The following is an 18,337-nucleotide window of genomic DNA, read 5'->3' on the forward strand; positions in this document are numbered from 1 at the left end:
AACATCAAGTGCGTACGTTTGGTCAATGCGGATTCGCCTGCCGAGCCTCACCCGGCGCCAGATCATCGCCGGTGCCGTCGCGATCGTGCTCGTCGCGGGGCTGGTGGCGTGGGCCGCGGCGCCCGCGCCGAAGCACTACCGCGCGACCGACCAGATGCTCACCGTCCGCACCGGCCCGGCCGACGCCGACGAGGTCACCCTCGACACGACGCTCTACCTGCCCAAGTCGGCGAGCGCGAGCGACCCGGTGCCGGCGATCCTGCTCGCGCACGGCTTCGGCGGGACCAAACAGAGCGTCAAGAGCGATGCCGAGTTGTACGCCGAGCAGGGCTACGCCGTCCTCACGTGGACCGCCCAGGGGTTCGGCCGCTCCACCGGCGAGATTCACCTGGACAGCCCGGACTGGGAGGTCAAGGACGCCCAGCGGCTGCTCGACTGGCTCGCCGCGCGCCCGGAGATCGCCAAGTCCGGCGATGACCCCAAGGTCGCCGCGGTCGGCGGCTCCTACGGCGGCGCGCTCTCGCTGCTGCTGGCCGCCCAGGACAGCCGGGTCGACGCGATCGTGCCCATGATCACCTGGAACGACCTGGTCAACGTCTTCCTGCCCGGCGGGGTGTTCAAGAAGCAGTGGGCCGGCCAGTTCTTCGGCTCCACCGAGGACCCGCGCAATCCGCAGTGCGGGCGGTTCGCGGCCGACATCTGCCGCGCGTACCTCGACATCGCCACCACCGGCAAGGCCACCCCGGCCCAGGAGGCGCTGCTGCGCCGGTCCTCGCCGTCCGAGGTGCTGGACAGGATCAAGGCACCGACGCTGCTGATCCAGGGCCAGGTCGACACCCTGTTCCCGCTCAGCGAGGGCGACGCCAACGCCCGGGGCATCGCGGCCACCGGCACCCCGGTGCGGGTCGCCTGGTTCACGGGCGGGCACGACGGCGGCACCGGCCCGCAGTCCGAGGTCGACCGGCTGCGCCTGCTGACCGGGCAGTGGCTGGACCACTACGTCAAGGGCAACGGGGCGGCGCCGGCCGACAGCTTCACCTACTCGCGCGTCTCCGGCCTCAACGCCCAGGGCCGCGGCCTGGTCACCACCGCCTCGAAGATCGACGAGTACCCCGGGCTCACCAACGCCGGGGCGACCGTCGGCCTGCGCGGGCCGGCCCAGCCGATCGCCAACCCGCCGGACGGCAACCCGGCCGCGATCTCGTCGCTGCCGATCGCCGGGCTGTCCAGCCTGCTCGGCTCCAGCGGGCTGGGCGACGGGATCTCCCAGGAGATTCCGGGCCAGCACGCGGACTTCGTCTCCGAGCCGCTGCCGGCCGCGCTGGACACGGCCGGCTCGCCCCGGGTCCAGATCCGGGCCGCCTCCCCGACCGGCGAGGCGACCCTGTTCGTCAAGCTCTACGACATTCCGGCCAAGGGCGCGCCGTCGATCCCGGACGGGCTGATCGCCCCGATCAAGCTGACCGGCCTGGCCAAGAACATCGCGGATGCGGTACCGATGACCGTCGTCCTGCCCGCGATCGTGCACCGCTTCGAGGCCGGCAGCCGGGTCGGGATCACCGTGGCGACCGCCGACACCGCCTACTGGTCGCCGCCGGACCCGGCCGTCTACACGGTCGCCGTCGACGGGGCGGTCACGCTGCCCGCCATCGCCGGCACGCCGATCGCCAACCCCGAGGTCATCTGGCGGTACGTCCTGATCGCCCTCCTCGCGCTGCTCGTCATCGCGCTCGCGGTGGCCCTGCTCGTGGCCCGCGGCCGCGCCCGGCGCATCGACCGCAGCGTCGCGACGGAGCACGTGGACACCCCGCTGGTGGTGCGCGGGCTGCGCAAGGAGTACAAGGACTTCGTGGCGGTGTCCAAAGTGGACTTCACCGTCCAGCGTGGACAGGTGGTCGGCCTGCTCGGGCCGAACGGGGCGGGCAAGACCACCTCGCTGCGGGTCCTCATGGGGCTGACCCGGCCCACGGCGGGCGAGATCCTGGTCTTCGGCCACCGGCTGCTGCCCGGCTCGCCCGTGCTGTCCCGGGTCGGCTCGCTGGTCGAGGGGCCCGGCTTCCTGCCCCACCTGACCGGGGCGCAGAACCTGGAGCTGTACTGGCAGGCCACCGGCCGACCGGCGGAGGACGCGCACCTCGAAGAGGCGTACGAGATCGCGGGTCTCGGCGGCGCGGTGCACCGGCGGGTGAAGACCTACAGCCACGGCATGCGCCAGCGCCTCGCGATCGCCCAGGCCATGCTCGGCCTGCCGGACCTGCTGGTGCTCGACGAGCCGACGGACGGGCTCGACCCGCCGCAGATCGCCGAGATGCGCAAGGTGCTGCGGCGTTACGCCACCGGCGGCCGGGCCGTGCTGGTCTCCAGCCACCTGCTCGCCGAGGTGGAGCAGACCTGCACCGACGTCGTGGTCATGCACCGCGGCGAGGTGGTCGCGGCCGGCCCGGTCGACGACATCGTGGGCGACTCGCCGACGGTGCAGCTCGATGTGTCCGATGTGGACGAGGCGGAGAAGGTGCTGGGCGAGCTCGCGGGCGTCCGCTCGGTGGCCTGGTCCGGCGGGCGCGGCCTGGTCGTCGACATCGACGGCACGCCGCGGGCCGAGGTGGTGGCGGCGCTGGTGCGGGCCGGGGTCGGCATCGACCGGGTCACGCCGCGGCGGCGGCTGGAGGACGCGTTCCTGTCCCTGGTGGGCGGGGACACCAAGGCGAGCGGAGAGCGATCGTGACCACGACCGAGGTCGTCGGCGGGGCCGTCGGCTACCGCCCCAACCGGACCCTCTCGCTGTGGACGGAGATCAAGCGGCAGGGCTCCCGGCGGCGCACGCAGATGGCGCTGGCCTTCATGGTGCTGCTGCCGCTGATCATCCTCACCGCGTTCCAGCTCGACAGCAACGGCGGCGACGACGAGGGCGGCGGGGGCGGCGAGTTCTCCCGCCTGTCCGACCTGGCGACCAGCGGCGGGCCCAACTTCACCCTGTTCACCCTGCTGGTCTCGGCCGGGTTCCTGCTCGTCGTGGTGGTCGCGCTGTTCCACGGCGACACGGTGGCGTCCGAGGCGAGCTGGGGGAGTCTGCGGTACCTCCTGGCGATGCCCGTGCCCCGCTCCCGCCTGCTGGCCATCAAGCTGGCCGTCTCGCTGCTCTACAGCCTGGCCGCCATCGTGACGCTGGTGGTGACGGCGCTGGTCGCCGGCACGCTGCGCTACGGCTGGTCGCCGCTGAGCGCCCCGATCGGGGGTGAGATCCCGGCCGGGACGAGCCTGGTGCGGTTGGCGGAGATCGTGGGGTACCTCTGCATCACCCTGCTCGTCGTCGCCTCGCTGGCCTTCCTGCTGTCGGTGTCGACGGACGCCCCGCTCGGCGCGGTCGGCGGGGCGGTGCTGCTGCAGATCCTGTCGAACATCCTCGATCAGATCACCGCGCTCGGGAACTTGCGCACGGTCCTGCCGACCCACTACGCCGACGCCTGGCTCGGCCTGCTGTCCAGCCCGATGCAGACCGATGACCTGGTCAAGGGCGCGATCGCGTCCCTGACCTACGCCACCGTGTTCTTCTCGCTGGCCTGGTGGCGCTTCCTGCGCAAGGACGTCGTCAGCTGACCTCAGTTGGACGGGCCCCTACCGGCGGGTAGGGTGCCCGTCCATGCGGATCTCCGCCCTCGGGGGCGCGTGCGTCCTGGCCGCCGGGCTCGCCGCCCTCGCGGCCGGGCTGTACTACGACCAGCTCCACCTGTACGAGTGGACGCACTTCGCGCAGAGCTCGAACCTGACGCGGGGCCCGGTCGAGGCGCAGACCGCGAAGATCTTCACCCTGCTCGGGGCGATCGCCAGCGCGTTCGGCGCCGTGGTGGCGGCCGGCAGCGTGCTCCTGGCCCGGCTCGGCGGGCGCACCGGCGGCTGGGTGCTGCGGCTCACGTCGGTCCTGCTGCTGGTCCTGATGCTGCTGGTCGCCGTGGTGATCGCGATCGGCTCGTTCACCGGCGAGGACCCGGTGGCCATCATCGACACCCCGCTGTGGCTGCTGGCCGCCGAGTGGGCCGCGCTCGCCGTGGCGATCCTCGGCGCCGGGGTCGCGACCGTCCAGCTGTGGCGGTTCGTGCCCGCGGCCTACGCGGAAGAGTCCGTGTAGCCGGGGACCGAGCGCATCGGCGGCCGGTCGGGGTGGGCGACCGCTGTCTCGTGCGGTACCACGGCGGAATCCTGTCGCTCGAACTGCGTCAGCGTCGGCCAGAGCGAGTGGCTGGGGGAGACGCGGGCGTTGATCGTCTGCAGGATCGTGGCGGCCATCCGCCCCAGGGCGGCCGTGTCCTGATGGCCGTGCGTGCGCTGGCCCAGGTCGACCTGCGCGACCGCGTCGAGGCCGTGGGCCCGCCAGGCGTCGATGAGCAGGCCGGTCTCGACCCCGTAGCCGGCCGCGAACGGCAGGGACTCGAGCAGGGAGCGGCGGGCCGCGTACTCGCCGGCCAGCGGCTGGACCACCCCCGACAGCTCCGGGAAGTGGGCGTTGAGCAGCGGGCGGGCGGCCAGTTCGGTGACCCGGCCGCCGCCCGCCGCCGAGACGTCGAGCAGCGGCCGGTCGTAGAACGCCTTGACCATCAGCGTCGCCGGGTCGGCCAGGAGCGGCCCCAGCAGCCCGGTGACGAAGTGCGGGCGGAAGTCGGTGAGGTCGGCGTCGACGTACACGAGGATGTCGCCCTTGGTCACCGCCAGCGCCTTCCACAGCACCTCGCCCTTGCCCGGCCGGGAGCCGACGGCCGGGAGGATGTCGTCGCGGTGGTGCACGGTGGCGCCCGCGGCCGCGGCGACCTCGGCGGTGCGGTCGACCGAGCCGGAGTCGACCACGATCAGCTCGTCGACGAGCGGGCCCAGGGTGCGCACCCCGGCCACGATCTCGCCGACGGTGGGCTCCTCGTCCAGCGCCGGCAGCACCACGCTGACCCGGGTGTCGCCCTTCGCCGCGAGCACCTCGTCGACCGGCCAGTCGGTCCAGCGGGAGGTGCGCCGCGCGAACCAGTCCGCCGCCATCGGGTGCATGAGTGAAACGCTAGCCGTGCCCACCTCGTGAGATGACTCATACCCGGTCGGCGGTGGCGGCCCTTACACTCGGGAAAGCACCACGTGACAACTGAATACCTCATCCAGAGGGGCAGAGGGATACGGCCCGATGAAGCCCCGGCAACCCCTGCGACGTTCTTTGCTCAACGAAGAGGTCCGTCGCGGTAGGTGCCAAATCCGTCCCGGTGCACGCCCGTGTGCTTGGGGAAGATGAGAGGAAGGCCCTCCGCCATGACCTCGACGCTCAGCGTCTTCACCGATTCCCCGGCCCGCAACCTCGTCTGCCGCGGCTGCGGCGCGACGTTCCCGCTCGCGGCCCAGCACGCCTGTTACGAGTGTTTCGGCCCGCTCGAGGTCGGCTACGACGCTGCGGCGCTGGCCACGGTGACCCGGGAGCAGATCGAGGCGGGGCCCAAGAACATCTGGCGGTACGCGCCGCTGCTGCCGGTCGGGGTCGACCCGGCGACCCGCGTGACCCTCGACCCGGGCCTCACCCCGCTGGTGAAGGCCGACGGGTTGGGCAAGGAGCTCGGGTTCACGGCGCCGCTGTACGTCAAGGACGACTCGGCCAACCCGACCCACTCCTTCAAGGACCGGGTCGTCTCGGTGGCGCTGACCGCGGCCAAGGCGCTGGGCTTCACGCGGTACTCCTGCGCCTCCACCGGCAACCTCGCCAACTCCGTGGCCGCCCACGCCGCCCGGGCCGGCGTCCCGTCGACCGTGTTCATCCCGGCCGACCTGGAGCCCGGCAAGATCGTCATGACCGCGGTGTACGGCGGGCAGGTGGTCGCCATCGAGGGCTCCTACGACGAGGTCAACCGGCTCTGCTCGGAGCTCACCGAGACCGACGAGTTCGAGGACACCGCGTTCGTCAACGTCAACGTCCGGCCGTTCTACGCCGAGGGCTCCAAGACCCTCGGGTACGAGGTGGCCGAGCAGCTCGGCTGGCGCATCCCGGCCCAGGTGGTCATCCCGATGGCCAGCGGCGAGCTGTTGACCAAGATCGACAAGGCGTTCACCGAGCTGGTCGAGATCGGGCTCGTCCCCGCGACCGAGTGGAAGGTGTTCGGCGCCCAGTCGGCCGGGTGCAACCCGATCGCGAAGGCGCTGCACGACGGTACCGACGAAATCACCCCGGTGAAGCCGACCGGCATCGCCAAGTCGCTGAACATCGGCGACCCGGCGGCCGGGGTCTACGCGCTGGAGTCGGTCCGGCGCACCGGCGGGTGGATGGAGTACGTCGGCGACGACGAGATCCGCGAGGGCATCCAGCTGCTCGCCCGTACGGCCGGGGTGTACGCCGAGACCGCCGGCGGGGTGACCACGGCGGTACTCAAGAAGCTGGTCGAGTCGGGCAAGCTCGACCCGAACGTCGAGACGGTCATCTTCAACACCGGCGACGGGCTCAAGACCCTCGATGCGGTGGCCGACCGGGTCGGTCCGACCCACACTGTCAAGCCCTCGCTCAAGTCGGCTCGCGAAGCCGGCCTGCTCGGATGATTTTTTGAGCGGCACGATCACGCAGCGTTGATCGGCTGAGAGCGCTTCCATGCTCGGACGAGGGTCCCCTCGTCCGAGTGGGGGAGAAGATCGGCACGGTGCGTAACCATCGATGAGCACATCGTCGGTTTGCTGACTTGACTGCCCTAAGTCCGGGGTTCAAGATGCTCGGTGCGGGAGGACGTGTCGCCGCGAGATCCTTGGATCCGCGACCACAACACCGGAGGTGTTGGCGAGCGTCCTCTCGACCAATTTCCGGGCATAAATGGTTTGCAGAGGTCTGCCGCGCGGCGCGACCCTCACCCTCATGGCCCAGTCAACGCTAGAGATCGTCGAGGTCAGCGCCGATGACCCGGCCGCCGTCGACGCGGCGTTCACGATCGTCGGCGCGTCCCTCCACGCCGACCTGCCGGACCTCCCGCCGGAGTGCCGGTACCAGTTCGACATGCAGTTCCGGGTCCCGCCGCCGCGCGGCCCGCGGACGCTGCTGCTCGCCCGGGACGGCGACGAGCCCGTCGGCGTCGCCCAGGTCGACCTGACCGCCCACGACAACTTCGACAAGGCCGTCGTCGACGTCCACGTGCACCCGGCCCACCGGCGCCGGGGCGTCGGCCGAGCGCTGTTCGCACAGGCGGGGGCGGTCGCCCGCGCCGACGGCCGGACCACCGTGCTCGGCTTCAGCCCCACCGGGGCCGCGCCCAGCGCGTTCGCCGCCTCGTTGGGACTCACCAACGGCCTGCTCGACGCGCGCCGCCGGCTTCTGCTGGCCGACGTGGACCAGGCGGCCCTCGACCGCCTCGAGGCCGACGCGCTCGCGCGCGCGGCCGGCTACCGGCTCGTGCACTGGGGCGACACGCTGCCCGACGAGCACGTCGAGGACCTCGCCGCGCTCGACAGCTCGTTCATGGCGGAGACGCCGATGGGCGACCTCGTCTACGAGCCGGAGAAGGTCGACGCGGCCCGGCTGCGCGAGCAGCACGCGGCCTTCGTGGCGTGGGGGTCGCGGCGGTACGAGACCGGGCTCATCCACGAGGCCACCGGCCGGATGGTCGCGTGGACGGCGATCAAGGTCGCCCGGACCGTCGACTGGCACGCCTGGCAGCTGATCACCCTGGTCCACCCGGCGCACCGGGGCCACCGCCTCGGCCTGGTGGCCAAGCTCGCCAACCTGCGGACCATGCGGGCGGCGGAGCCGGGAGTGACGGTGATCGACACGTTCAACGCGGCGGACAACTCGTACATGATCGCCATCAACGAGGCCATGGGGTTCCGGTTCGTCGACCTCTGGGCCAACTGGCAGGGGCCGCTGGCTTAGGACCGCTTCAGCATCACTTTCGCTGGGGGGAGGACCGGGTGCTCTTTTGAGGGGGTGTGGGTGGAGCTTGCTCCCCCACTGTTCCTCAGGGCATCGCACGGTATCCAACGGTGCCCGAGAGGCCGTCCGGTGCGGCAGGATGGCGGACATGGAGAACTCACACCCCATGTTCGCCAGCCACGCCGACACGCTGGAGCGGGCGCTGACCGCGATCGCCGAGCGTGCGTACTGGTCCAACTATCCCGAGTCGCCCAGCCCCCGCATCTACGGCGAGCACGCCGCCGGCGAGGGGGAGGCGGCCTTCCGGGCGTACCTCGGCGCCGATTTCCCCCTCAAGGATCAGCCCGGCATCACCGACTGGGTGGCCACCGAGCGCTCGCCGTTCGGCATCGAGCTGGACGTGCGCTACCCGCACCTGGACGTCGACGCCGCGTTCGCCGCGCTGGCCGAGGGCATGCCCGCCTGGCGCGCGGCCGGCCCGCAGACCCGCACCGGCGTCTGTCTGGAGATCCTCGACCGGCTGCACAAGGCCTCGTTCGAGCTCGCCAACGCCGTGCACGCCACCACCGGCCAGGCCTTCGTGATGGCGTTCCAGGCCGGCGCCCCGCACGCGTTCGACCGGGCGCTCGAGGCCGTCGCCTACGCCTACCGCGAGATGACCCGCACCCCGGCCGCGGCCGACTGGCAGAAGCCCGCGGGCAAGGGCCAGACGCTGCACATGTCGAAGACCTTCCATGTTGTACCGCGTGGTGCCGCCCTCGTCATCGGCTGCAACACGTTCCCCACGTGGAACTCGTACCCGGGCTTCTTCGCGTCCCTGGCCACGGGCAACCCGGTGGTCGTCAAGCCGCACCCGCGGGCCGTCCTGCCGCTGGCGATCACCGTGAAGATCGCCCGCGAGACGCTCGCCGACGCCGGCTTCGACCCCAACCTCGTGCTGCTGGCCGCCGAGGCGCCCGGCGAGGGGCTGGCCAAGACCCTGGCCCTGCGCCCCGAGGTCCGCATCATCGACTTCACCGGCTCGACCGAGTTCGGCGACTGGCTGGAGGGCAACGCGCGCCAGGCCGTGGTCTACACCGAGAAGGCCGGCGTGAACACCGTGGTGGTCGACTCGACCGACGACTTCGCCGGAATGTGCCGCAACATCGGGTTCTCCTTGGTGTTGTACTCCGGGCAGATGTGCACCACTCCGCAGAACATTCTCGTGCCCGTGGGAGGCATCGCGACCAACGAGGGGCACAAGAGCCTCGACGACGTCGCGCGTGGCATTGCGGAGGCCGTCGGTGCACTCACCGGAGATGCCGCCAAGGGCGTGGAACTCACCGGCGCAATCGTGAACGAAGGCGTTCTGGAGAGGCTCCAGAAAGCCGCGACCGTCGGCGATCCGGTACTCGAATCCTCAGACGTTTCACACCCGGCTTATGCGACCGCGACTGTGCGTACACCGCTCATCCGGAAACTCGGCGCGGATGACGCCGAGACCTATGGGTCGGAGTGGTTCGGTCCCATTTCCTTCGTTGTCGCGACCGATTCCACGGACGGCAGTGTGCGGATCTTCGCGGACACGGTCGGCAAGAAGGGCGCATTGACCGCGTCGGTCTATTCGACGTCGCCGGACGTCCTCGACGCCGTGGAAGAGGCCGCTTTGGTTGCAGGTGTGCATTTGTCAGTGAACCTTACCGGCGGTGTGTTCGTGAACCAGTCCGCCGCGTTTTCCGACTTCCATGCCAGCGGTGCCAATCCCGCGGCCAATGCCGCGCTGACCGACGGTGCCTACGTCGCCAGCAGGTTCCGTGTCGTTCAGTCACGACGTCACGTGTAGTGCTGAAGGTTCCTAACGAGTAGTCGCCGGGCGATGCTTGACTCTGCAAGGAAAAGTTGCGAGAAGGCATGCTCGGCGACCTTTTTCCGCTGTTTGAACCGTGACCTTGCTGTCCGATTTAGGCCTGTCGGGAGTGGGGTTACTCCTGTACCGTGCGGTTCGGTCGTCTTCCTTCGCCGGTTCCACCCCCGGACCCGGCGGCTGTGGATGAAGACCCGGAGCTGGTCCCCACAGCCAGCCGAGTAAGCAGCAGGACCGAAGTAGAGGAAGTGCACCGTGGCACAGGGCACCGTCAAGTGGTTCAACAGCGAAAAGGGCTACGGCTTCATCGCGGTCGACGGGGGGCAGGACGTCTTCGTCCACTTCTCCGCGATTCAGATGGACGGCTACAAGTCGCTGGAAGACGGACAGCGCGTCGAGTTCGAGATCGCGCAGGGTCAGAAGGGGCCGCAGGCCGAAGGGGTTCGGCTCCTGGCCTGACTCCCCAGGCTGACCCAAGTCTCCGTATTCAACCGCCGGGGCACCGCCCTCATTGACGAGGGCTGGTGCCCTGCGTCCTTTTTACGGCATTTCTTTTCATTCCTTGTCGGCGTCCGTATGGGAGAGCGCTCTCTGGGTGAACCCTGGGGATCACCTCGTGGGGCTCTCCGTTTGCTTGCACTCGACCGGCCAGAGTGCTAAACAGGGACTTGGCACTCGCAACCCGTGAGTGCCAAGGTCGGGACGGTGCAGTCCTCCGGTGGGCAACCACCGTGAGGCTGGTCGTCGCGGGCTCATCCGGCCCGACCGCCCGGGGCTCCCGCTGGGGCCCCGAAGGTGCGAAAGCAGGCGGTGAGCCGCAGGCCCCACGGGGTCGAGGCGAATCGTGAGTGTCCAGGAGGACAACGCCGAATGGCCAAGATTATCGCGTTCGACGAAGAGGCGCGCCGCGGTCTCGAGCGGGGCATGAACCAGCTCGCCGACGCCGTCAAGGTGACGCTCGGGCCCAAGGGCCGCAACGTCGTCCTCGAGAAGAAGTGGGGCGCGCCCACCATCACCAACGATGGTGTGAGCATCGCCAAGGAGATCGAGCTCGAGGACCCGTACGAGAAGATCGGCGCCGAGCTGGTCAAGGAAGTCGCGAAGAAGACCGACGACGTCGCCGGTGACGGCACGACGACGGCCACCGTGCTCGCGCAGGCGCTGGTCCGTGAGGGCCTGCGCAACGTCGCGGCCGGCGCGAACCCGATGGCCCTCAAGCGCGGCATCGAGGCGGCTGTCGCCTCCGTCGCCGACGAGCTGGCCAACCTCGCCAAGGACGTGGAGACCAAGGAGCAGATCGCCTCCACCGCCTCCATCTCCGCCGGCGACTCCACGGTCGGCGAGATCATCGCCGAGGCGATGGACAAGGTCGGCAAGGAAGGCGTCATCACCGTCGAGGAGAGCAACACCTTCGGCCTCGAGCTCGAGCTCACCGAGGGCATGCGCTTCGACAAGGGCTACATCTCGCCGTACTTCGCGACCGACAGCGACCGGATGGAGGCCGTCCTCGACGACCCCTACATCCTCATCGTCGAGTCGAAGATCTCCGCGGTGAAGGACCTGCTCCCGGTGCTGGAGAAGGTCATGCAGGCGGGCAAGCCGCTCGCGATCATCGCCGAGGACGTCGAGGCCGAGGCCCTGGCGACCCTCGTCGTGAACAAGATCCGCGGCACGTTCAAGTCGGTCGCCGTCAAGGCCCCCGGCTTCGGTGACCGCCGCAAGGCCATGCTCGCCGACATCGGCATCCTGACGGGTGGCCAGGTCATCAGCGAGACCCTCGGCCTCAAGATCGAGAACGCCGACCTCTCCCTGCTCGGCCGCGCCCGCAAGGTCGTCGTCAGCCGGGACGAGACCACCATCGTCGATGGTGCCGGTGACGCCGAGGCGATCAACGGCCGGGTCTCCGAGATCCGCGCCGAGATCGAGAAGAGCGACTCGGACTACGACCGCGAGAAGCTGCAGGAGCGCCTGGCCAAGCTGGCCGGCGGCGTCGCGGTCATCAAGGTCGGCGCGGCCACCGAGGTCGAGCTCAAGGAGCGCAAGCACCGCATCGAGGACGCCGTGCGCAACGCGAAGGCGGCCGTCGAAGAGGGCATCGTCCCCGGCGGTGGCGTGGCCCTCGTGCAGGCCGGCAAGACCGCGTTCGACAAGATCGACCTGGTCGGCGACGAGGCGACCGGCGCGAACATCGTCAAGGTCGCGCTCGACGCCCCGCTGCGTCAGATCGCCGTGAACGCGGGCCTCGAGGGCGGCGTCGTCGTCGAGCGCGTGCGCAACCTGGAGCCCGGCCACGGCCTCAACGCCGCGACCGGCGAGTACGTCAACCTCCTGGCCGAGGGCATCATCGACCCGGCCAAGGTGACGCGCTCGGCGCTGCAGAACGCCGCGTCCATCGCCGCGCTGTTCCTCACCACGGAGGCCGTGGTGGCGGACAAGCCGGAGAAGGAGAAGGCCCCGGCCGCCCCTGGCGGCGGCGACATGGACTTCTGAGTCCAGCCTTCCACAGCTCTACCGGAGCGGGCCGGCCCTTTGGGCCGGCCCGCTTTGCTATGGGCCCGCTTCCATGTCCGGGCCGCGCTTTCCACGTCCAGGTCTCGCGCTTTCTGCGACCGGGCTTATCCGCAGGTGGCGCGTAGCACCCGGAGTGCGTTGTCCCAGGCCAGCTTGCGCAGTTCGGCCTCTGACCAGCCGCGGTCGCCCAGCTCCGCGAACAGCGCCGGATAGGCCGACACGTCCGGCAGGCCCGTAGGGACGATCTCGGTGCCGTCGAAGTCGCCGCCGAGGCCGACCGCGTCGATGCCGGCGACCCCGCGTACGTGCTCCACGTGGTCGGCCACGTCCCCCACCGTCGTCGGCGGGCACGGGTTGGCGTCGATCCAGTCCTGGCGCTCGCGCAGGAAGTCCGGGGTGTCCCACGCAACGGCGATCGCGTCCTCGACCCGGGCCAGCTCCTCGCCCCACTCGCGGCAGGGGTTGGTGAGAAAGAACGGTACAAACGTGATCATCACCAGACCCTCGGAGTCACGCACCCGGAGCAGGACGTCGTCCGGGACGTTGCGCGGGTGGTCGCAGAGCGCGCGCGCCGACGAGTGGGAGAAGAACGCGGGGTGCACCGACGTGTCCAGCGCGGCGTGCATCGTCGCGTCCGCGACGTGGGCCAGGTCGCAGAGCATGCCGAGGCGGTTGAGCTCGCGGACCACCTCGTGGCCGAACGGGGACAGGCCGCCGCTCGCGGGCTTGTCGGTCGCGCTGTCGGCCCAGTCGGTGTTGCGGGAGTGGGTGAGCGTGAGGTACCGGATGCCCAGGCGATGCAGCGAACCCAGCACGACCAGGGATTTGTCCAGGCAGTGGCCGCCCTCCGCGCCCATGAGGCAGGCGATGCGCCCCGCCGACCGGGCCTGTTCCACCTCGGCCGCCGTCGTCGCCAGGGCCAGGGCGTCCGGATAGCGGTCGACGATGCGGCGGACGAGTTCGACCTGCTCCACGACCTGAATGGCGGCTTGCGGCTCGGGGCGGTCGTTCGGGACGTACACGCTCCAGAACTGCGCTCCTACCCCACCCTTGGCCAGGCGCGGGAGGTCGGTGTGCAGGCCCAGGCCGGCCAGGTCGTCGCGCAGGTCCAGCGTCTCGCCGGGGTCGCGCACGCGCAGGCGCCACGGCAGGTCGTTGTGGCCGTCCAGTACGTCCATGTACCGACCTTAAAGGCGGCCAAAGGGCAGGTCGCGAAATGCGCGTTTTGCCGCGGACATACGAACGGTCCTCATATGGTGAAGTTGGCCGACATGAGGGGGGACCCATGGGCAAGTCAAAGAAGAACAGCAGCAGCTTCGACAGCCAGGGCATCGAGCGCGGCATGCACCGTTCCGAAGACGACCTCGGCTACCTGGACCAGGACCTCACCGACGACATGACGATCACGCCCGACTCGATCATGTCCGGCGAGTCCACCAACGCGAACACGGCCACCATGCGGGCGCGCACGAAGACGCAGCAGGAGCAGACCTCACTGCAGAAGAAGCGCGGCAACCAGCCCGACATGTGAGCAAGGCCGCCACAGACGCGTCGCCGCCCGTGGCATGACGGGGGATCACGGGCGACGGCGGCACGTGTGCGGGGCAGGATCGTGGCGAACCCACGGCCCTGCCCCGCATACGTTTCACACCAACGACTTCGTGTAGATCCAGAACACCCGCTCGACCCGCGCGCCGACGGCCTTGGAGTAGAACCCGATCGGCCCGGCCCAGCCGATCTGCGCCGTACGCAGCCCCATGGCCCGCTGATCAGCCAGGCACCGCCGCAGCAGCACGCGCCCAACCCCCAGCCCCTCGGCGGCCGGCGCCGTGCCCATCGGCCCGAACCAGCTGGGCCGATTCGCCCCGTACGCCGCGAACCCCAGCACCTCGCCGTCCCGAGTCGCGACGTAGCAGCCCGCCCCCACGCGCCCCAAAGACTGCTCAACCTCCCAGGCCCAGCCGTCCCCCCAGATCGCGCGCACCCACTCGGACGTCCCCGGCCCGGCGCCCTCAACCTTGACGCCCGCATCGAGAAGCCGCGCCTCATCCGCCGCCACCGGCAACGCCTCACGCCGACCCAAGTCCGCCGTCATGTTCCAAGCGGTATCGCTGATCTTGTACCCGGCCCGCCGCGCCAAACAAACCGCCGGCGTGTACCGCACGTCAATTCCGGGCCACGCATAACAAGGCGGATTCCCCCCGAGCCGAACGCGAGTCGCACCCATCGCGCGGAGCCGCTCCTCAACCGCGCGCAGAAGCCGCGCTCCCACCCCGCGCCGGCGCGCCTCAGGCAGCACCGCGAGCAGCTCAACATGCCCCAAACCGGGATCGACATCATTGATAGAAGCAAACGCCGCACCGGTACCGTCCGATGCCCCAACCCTGACCACACCCCGCCCAACCGGCGGCGTAGCAAGCCTGGCGGCGAGCACCCCACCCTCGGCAGCGTCCTCCGGCAGGTCAAGCGCGCGAGAAAGCAGCACCCCAGCACCAGCAACGTCATCGAGGTCCACGATCATTTGGTAAACATACCTAACTGTTTCGCCGGAGGTCCGCCCAGGTCACGCCTCCGCAACCCCGCCCCACCCCGCCACAACCGACCGCGTGATTCGGGCAAAGCGGGGTTAAGGGTGCGTATGCCCTGTCGGGCGATAAGTCCGAAAAGTCGCGGCGCGCCAGCGCCCGACTTTTCGTGGTCATACCCCGGCCACCGACCAGCTGCATCCCGGTCGACGCCGCGATCGCCAGCACCGCTGCAAGGTCGTCACCACCGCCCGAGAGAGCACCGCCGGACCGGAACGGGAGACCGCCCTTAGAACGCGAGACCGCCCTTAGAACGCGAGACCGTCGCCGGAACGCGAGACCGCCGCCGCGATTGCCATCACCGCTGCGAGGTCGTCACCAACACACCCACCCGCCGACGCCGGCCGCAGTGCTGCCGTCGCGCCGCGCCGCCTCTGTTCACGCGCTGCTGTCGTGCCGCGCTGCTGTCGTGCCGCGCTGCTGTCGTGCCGCGCTGCTGTCGTGCCGCGCTGCCGTGAAGGGCCGGGCGTAGATCCATTCGTTGCACATGGTGCGGTTGAAGCGTGCGGGTTTGCCGTTGGTTTGTGGGCGGTAGCGGCGGCTGTATCGGGCCTGGGCGCCGAGGTCGGGCAGGGTTTCGGTCAGGGTTTGGTGCCAGGCGCGGCCGCGGCGGTGGGCCAGGGTGTTGTCGGTCATCATGCGTTCGATGCGGGTGATGCCCAACCGCGCGAAGTGGGCGGCGGCGCGGTGCAGGCAGGCCAGGCGGTGCAGCCAGGCCAGGCGGTGCAGGCATGCCGGGGGAGCACGGCGTGCACCGTGGAGGCTGGCATGCCCGGCAGCGGAGCCAGCCTGCGTGGGCCGCGTTTGAGCTCGGTGCGCCAGCGCGCAGACCCGGGCTTCCAGCTGCGGCCTGGTCTTGCCGGGGAGCCGGTGTGCTGTGCTGGGCCGGTCGGCGAGTCCAGGGTCGCCTTCGGCGCGCGCCACTGGGCCAGTCACTTGTAGCCAGTCGCCCGGGAACAGCTCAGCTCCTTGACCACGTGCGCGAGAGACCGGCCGTCGCGCACGACAAGCGCGATGAGGAGGCGGCGGCCATGCACGGTCAGCCGGGCGTCGCGGTAGGCCATGGAGAACTCTGGTCAGGGTGAAAGCGTCGTAACTCGCACCTCGCCGGAGGTCTTTCTATCGATCAAGCCAATCCGCCGCGTCAACAGCGCTCATGGGCAGTACGGCTAGGGCTTGGTCTGCTCCTTCGCGGCCTCGGCCGCCTGGACAGCAGCGAAAGCGTTCACCAGCCCCGCGCCCTCGACGTTGGCGGAGCCGCCGCAAGTGGCGCCGCGTAGCTGGACCGGGGCCGCCGTTGCGGTGAGGATGGCGCGCGTGCGGGCGATGTCGCCGATCAGGGCCGGGTTGGCCGACCACATCAAGGCGACCACGCCCGCCACGTGGGGGGTGGCCATCGAGGTACCGCTCAGCACGTCGTACCCGCCGCCGGGCAGGGCTGACAGGATGTCGACGCCCGGGCCCATCACGTCGGGCTTGGGCGAGCCGTCGGGGGCCGGGCCGCGGCTCGAGAACTCGGCCACGCGCGAGGAGCGGTCGACGGCGCCCACGGTCAGGGTCGCGGCGTAGTTGGCCGGTGGGTCGGTGATGGTGTCGCAGCGGGGGCCGGTGTTGCCCGCCGCCGCGACGAAGAAGATGCCCGCGGCGGTGAAGGCGTCGATGGCCGGGCGCATGGAGTACAGGTCGCAGCCCTCGACCGTCGGGCAGCCCCAGGAGTTGGTGAGCACCTGCGGGGCGCGCTCGGGGTGGCCGGCGTGCCAGGGGTCGGCTCCCTTGGCGTACGGCGCGAGCATGAACTGCAGGCACGTCAGGTAGTTGGTCATGCTGCCGAGGTTGCGGGGCAGGTTTTCGCACGCGATCCACTCGGCGCCCGGGGCCACGCCCACGCCCGCGCCGACCGCCGTGGCCATGGTGTGGGTGCCGTGGCCGTTGCCGTCGGTCGGCGTGGTGTCCTTGCCGTACGGGTCCAGCCAGGAGTCGTCGCCGCCGCGGAAGTTGCCGCGCAGCGCCGGGTGGGTGCCGTCGACGCCCGAGTCCGAACTGCCCACGACGATGCCCTGGCCGGTGGTCTTCAGCTCGGACCAGACCCGGTCGGCACCGATCAGCGTCAGGTTCCACGGCGTCGCGCTCGGCGCCGCCTGCGAGCCGTGCATCGGCTCGGCCGCCGCCGGCAGCGGTCGCAGCTGCGGGTTGAGCAGCACGTGGGCGACGTCGGAGCGGCCGGCCAGCCACTGCCGGGCCAGCGGGCCGGCGTCCACCTCGATGCCGTTGACCAGGTAGAACGGGGTGAACGAGACGTGCTTGTCGCGCAGCTCCTTGCGCAGCGGGGCCTGGGTGCGCTCGGCCGTCGTGACCAGCCGCTCGTACGTCTGCCGCACCCGCTCGGCCCGATCGCTCACGGCCGGCAGCCCCGACAGGTCGGCCTGCTCGCGCATGACCACGAAGAGCCGCTCGCCGGACAGCCCGGGCCGGCCCAGCGCGATGTAGACCGTGGCACCGGCCGCCGCGACCACCACGGCCAGGACCGCGGCGAGCCACGCGTGCCAGTGCACCCGCCGGAACACGACCAGCAGCGCGATCGCGGCGACCAGGGCCAGCACGCCCGCCGCGGCCGCGCCGATCGCGCCCCAGAACAGCCCGTCGCGCAGGCCCAGGATCAGCGACGTCTCGTCCGGGTCGACCAGCCCGAGCGGACCGAACAACACCGGCGTCAGCAGCGCCACCACGGACGGCACGCCGGCCTGACGCAACGCGCCCAGCGCGAACGCCACCGGCGGCACACACACCAGAGCCAGCAGTTGTACCGCCGGTTCCCCCACCCCCGCCGCCAGCGGCACCAGCGCCACGCCCGCGAGCAGCCCGCCGAGCGCCGCACCGCCCCACCGGTGCCCGGGCGTGACCGCGCGGCTGGTCAGGGCGAGCAGCGGCCGGGTGGCCAGCCAGCCCACGGCGAGCGCGGCGACCAGCGCGAGCACGGTCTCGGTGGCCCCGCCCAGCGCACCCACCCACAGCCAGGGCAGCAGGAGCAGCAGCCCGGCGGCGAGCGACAGCCACACCATCCAGCGGTCCGGCTCCCCGCGCCGCTCCACCCGCCCGGCGACGAGCCGGTGGACCAGGGCGGCCCCGGCGGCGAGCGCGGCCAGCAGGGCCAGGTACACCTCGTGGTACGTCAGCGGCACCAGGCGTGCGCACCCCAGCAGTGCGCCGAAACCGGCCGTGAGCGCCCACTGCCGGCCCGCGATCCGCGCGAAGCGCACCGGCGAGAGCATCGCCAGCAGCAGCGCCGGCACGCCGACCAGCAGCAGGGTGCCGACCGCGACGGCGACCCAGAGGACCCGCGGCACCGACTCGCCCTCGATGGTCAGCGTGTCGGCGACCAGCCACAGCACCGCGTTGGGGGCCACCACGACGAACGGAACCCACAGCCCGAGCACGATCGTCAGGGCCAGCGACCAGCCCCACGCTCGCTTCGACGGCACCGCCCCAGGTTCCATGGTCCGGATGCTACGTGGCGGGTATGACAAATCCCGA

13 protein-coding genes, 1 pseudogene and 1 riboswitch are annotated in these 18,337 nt (G+C 70.7%); of the genes and pseudogenes, 9 read left to right on the forward strand and 5 right to left on the reverse strand.

Translation table 11 applies throughout. The features are described from left to right. The first annotated feature begins 25 nt into the window (after positions 1-25). From ACQP00_RS02315 to ACQP00_RS02325, 3 genes are read left to right on the forward strand one after another with little or no spacing between them, the layout of a single operon-like run. Complete coding sequence (locus tag ACQP00_RS02315; RefSeq protein WP_433213626.1) at positions 26-2,725, forward strand: alpha/beta fold hydrolase; 2,700 nt, start codon at positions 26-28, stop codon at positions 2,723-2,725. Next, positions 2,722-3,597 (forward strand): ABC transporter permease, encoded by an 876-nt coding sequence (locus ACQP00_RS02320; RefSeq protein WP_433213629.1) that lies wholly within the window; start codon positions 2,722-2,724, stop codon positions 3,595-3,597. The genes ACQP00_RS02315 and ACQP00_RS02320 overlap by 4 nt, the downstream gene beginning before the upstream one ends. 43 nt (positions 3,598-3,640) lie before the next feature. After that, positions 3,641-4,126, forward strand: a complete 486-nt coding sequence (locus ACQP00_RS02325; protein ID WP_433213632.1) for a hypothetical protein — start codon at positions 3,641-3,643, stop codon at positions 4,124-4,126. Here ACQP00_RS02325 and ACQP00_RS02330 read toward each other — a convergent pair. After that, positions 4,105-5,031 carry a glucosyl-3-phosphoglycerate synthase gene (locus ACQP00_RS02330; RefSeq protein ID WP_433213635.1) on the reverse strand — a complete coding sequence of 309 codons (927 nt, stop codon included), beginning with the start codon at positions 5,029-5,031 and terminating at the stop codon, positions 4,105-4,107. The genes ACQP00_RS02325 and ACQP00_RS02330 overlap by 22 nt on opposite strands. Before the next feature lie 97 nt (positions 5,032-5,128). Then, positions 5,129-5,269: riboswitch (SAM riboswitch) on the forward strand. A 14-nt stretch (positions 5,270-5,283) separates the two neighbouring features. Between ACQP00_RS02330 and thrC the strand changes: the two genes are divergently transcribed. From thrC to groL, 5 genes are all read left to right on the forward strand, one after another. After that, complete coding sequence (gene thrC, locus ACQP00_RS02335) at positions 5,284-6,552, forward strand: threonine synthase (RefSeq protein WP_433213638.1); 1,269 nt, start codon at positions 5,284-5,286, stop codon at positions 6,550-6,552. 307 nt (positions 6,553-6,859) lie between these two features. Further along, entirely contained in the window at positions 6,860-7,867 is a 1,008-nt protein-coding gene (locus ACQP00_RS02340) for a GNAT family N-acetyltransferase (protein ID WP_433213641.1), read from the forward strand. Positions 7,868-8,015: 148 nt separating this feature from the next. After that, the gene (gene paaN, locus ACQP00_RS02345; protein ID WP_433223636.1) at positions 8,016-9,689 is read left to right on the forward strand and encodes a phenylacetic acid degradation protein PaaN; all 1,674 of its coding nucleotides are present in this window, start codon (positions 8,016-8,018) and stop codon (positions 9,687-9,689) included. A 276-nt stretch (positions 9,690-9,965) separates the two neighbouring features. Next, complete coding sequence (locus tag ACQP00_RS02350; RefSeq protein ID WP_190251253.1) at positions 9,966-10,169, forward strand: cold-shock protein; 204 nt, start codon at positions 9,966-9,968, stop codon at positions 10,167-10,169. Positions 10,170-10,580: 411 nt separating this feature from the next. Then, a complete protein-coding gene (gene groL / locus ACQP00_RS02355; RefSeq protein ID WP_433213644.1) occupies positions 10,581-12,200 on the forward strand; it encodes a chaperonin GroEL in 1,620 nt (539 codons plus the stop codon). 125 nt (positions 12,201-12,325) lie between these two features. Here groL and ACQP00_RS02360 read toward each other — a convergent pair whose 3' ends face one another. Then, a complete protein-coding gene (locus ACQP00_RS02360; protein ID WP_433213647.1) occupies positions 12,326-13,399 on the reverse strand; it encodes a dipeptidase in 1,074 nt (357 codons plus the stop codon). 107 nt (positions 13,400-13,506) lie between these two features. Here ACQP00_RS02360 and ACQP00_RS02365 point away from each other — a divergent pair, with 107 nt between their 5' ends. Then, positions 13,507-13,752: a hypothetical protein gene (locus ACQP00_RS02365; protein WP_433213650.1), complete on the forward strand. Its 246-nt coding sequence runs from the start codon at positions 13,507-13,509 to the stop codon at positions 13,750-13,752. A gap of 114 nt (positions 13,753-13,866) precedes the next feature. Here ACQP00_RS02365 and ACQP00_RS02370 read toward each other — a convergent pair whose 3' ends face one another. From ACQP00_RS02370 to ACQP00_RS02380, 3 genes and pseudogenes are all read right to left on the reverse strand, one after another. Next, positions 13,867-14,742, reverse strand: a complete 876-nt coding sequence (locus tag ACQP00_RS02370) for a GNAT family N-acetyltransferase (RefSeq protein ID WP_433213653.1) — start codon at positions 14,740-14,742, stop codon at positions 13,867-13,869. A gap of 517 nt (positions 14,743-15,259) precedes the next feature. After that, positions 15,260-15,870 (reverse strand): annotated as a pseudogene (locus tag ACQP00_RS02375) (leucine zipper domain-containing protein); the annotation flags it as partial. A 105-nt stretch (positions 15,871-15,975) separates the two neighbouring features. After that, a complete protein-coding gene (locus ACQP00_RS02380) occupies positions 15,976-18,300 on the reverse strand; it encodes a S8 family serine peptidase (RefSeq protein ID WP_433213656.1) in 2,325 nt (774 codons plus the stop codon). Positions 18,301-18,337 lie beyond the last annotated feature (37 nt).

Origin of the sequence: Dactylosporangium sp. CS-047395, from assembly GCF_050942185.1 — a bacterium.
GTDB lineage: Bacteria > Actinomycetota > Actinomycetes > Mycobacteriales > Micromonosporaceae > Dactylosporangium.

Bases quoted from the DNA above. Each gene is read 5' to 3' on its own strand.
- ACQP00_RS02315 (WP_433213626.1), top strand. From the start codon at position 26: ATGCGGATTCGCCTGCCGAGCCTCACCCGGCGCCAGATCATCGCCGGT.
- ACQP00_RS02325 (WP_433213632.1), top strand. From the start codon at position 3,641: ATGCGGATCTCCGCCCTCGGGGGCGCGTGCGTCCTGGCCGCCGGGCTC.
- ACQP00_RS02330 (WP_433213635.1), bottom strand. From the start codon at position 5,031: ATGCACCCGATGGCGGCGGACTGGTTCGCGCGGCGCACCTCCCGCTGG.
- thrC (WP_433213638.1), top strand. From the start codon at position 5,284: ATGACCTCGACGCTCAGCGTCTTCACCGATTCCCCGGCCCGCAACCTC.
- ACQP00_RS02340 (WP_433213641.1), top strand. From the start codon at position 6,860: ATGGCCCAGTCAACGCTAGAGATCGTCGAGGTCAGCGCCGATGACCCG.
- paaN (WP_433223636.1), top strand. From the start codon at position 8,016: ATGGAGAACTCACACCCCATGTTCGCCAGCCACGCCGACACGCTGGAG.
- groL (WP_433213644.1), top strand. From the start codon at position 10,581: ATGGCCAAGATTATCGCGTTCGACGAAGAGGCGCGCCGCGGTCTCGAG.
- ACQP00_RS02360 (WP_433213647.1), bottom strand. From the start codon at position 13,399: ATGGACGTACTGGACGGCCACAACGACCTGCCGTGGCGCCTGCGCGTG.
- ACQP00_RS02365 (WP_433213650.1), top strand. From the start codon at position 13,507: ATGGGCAAGTCAAAGAAGAACAGCAGCAGCTTCGACAGCCAGGGCATC.
- ACQP00_RS02370 (WP_433213653.1), bottom strand. From the start codon at position 14,742: ATGATCGTGGACCTCGATGACGTTGCTGGTGCTGGGGTGCTGCTTTCT.
- ACQP00_RS02380 (WP_433213656.1), bottom strand. From the start codon at position 18,300: ATGGAACCTGGGGCGGTGCCGTCGAAGCGAGCGTGGGGCTGGTCGCTG.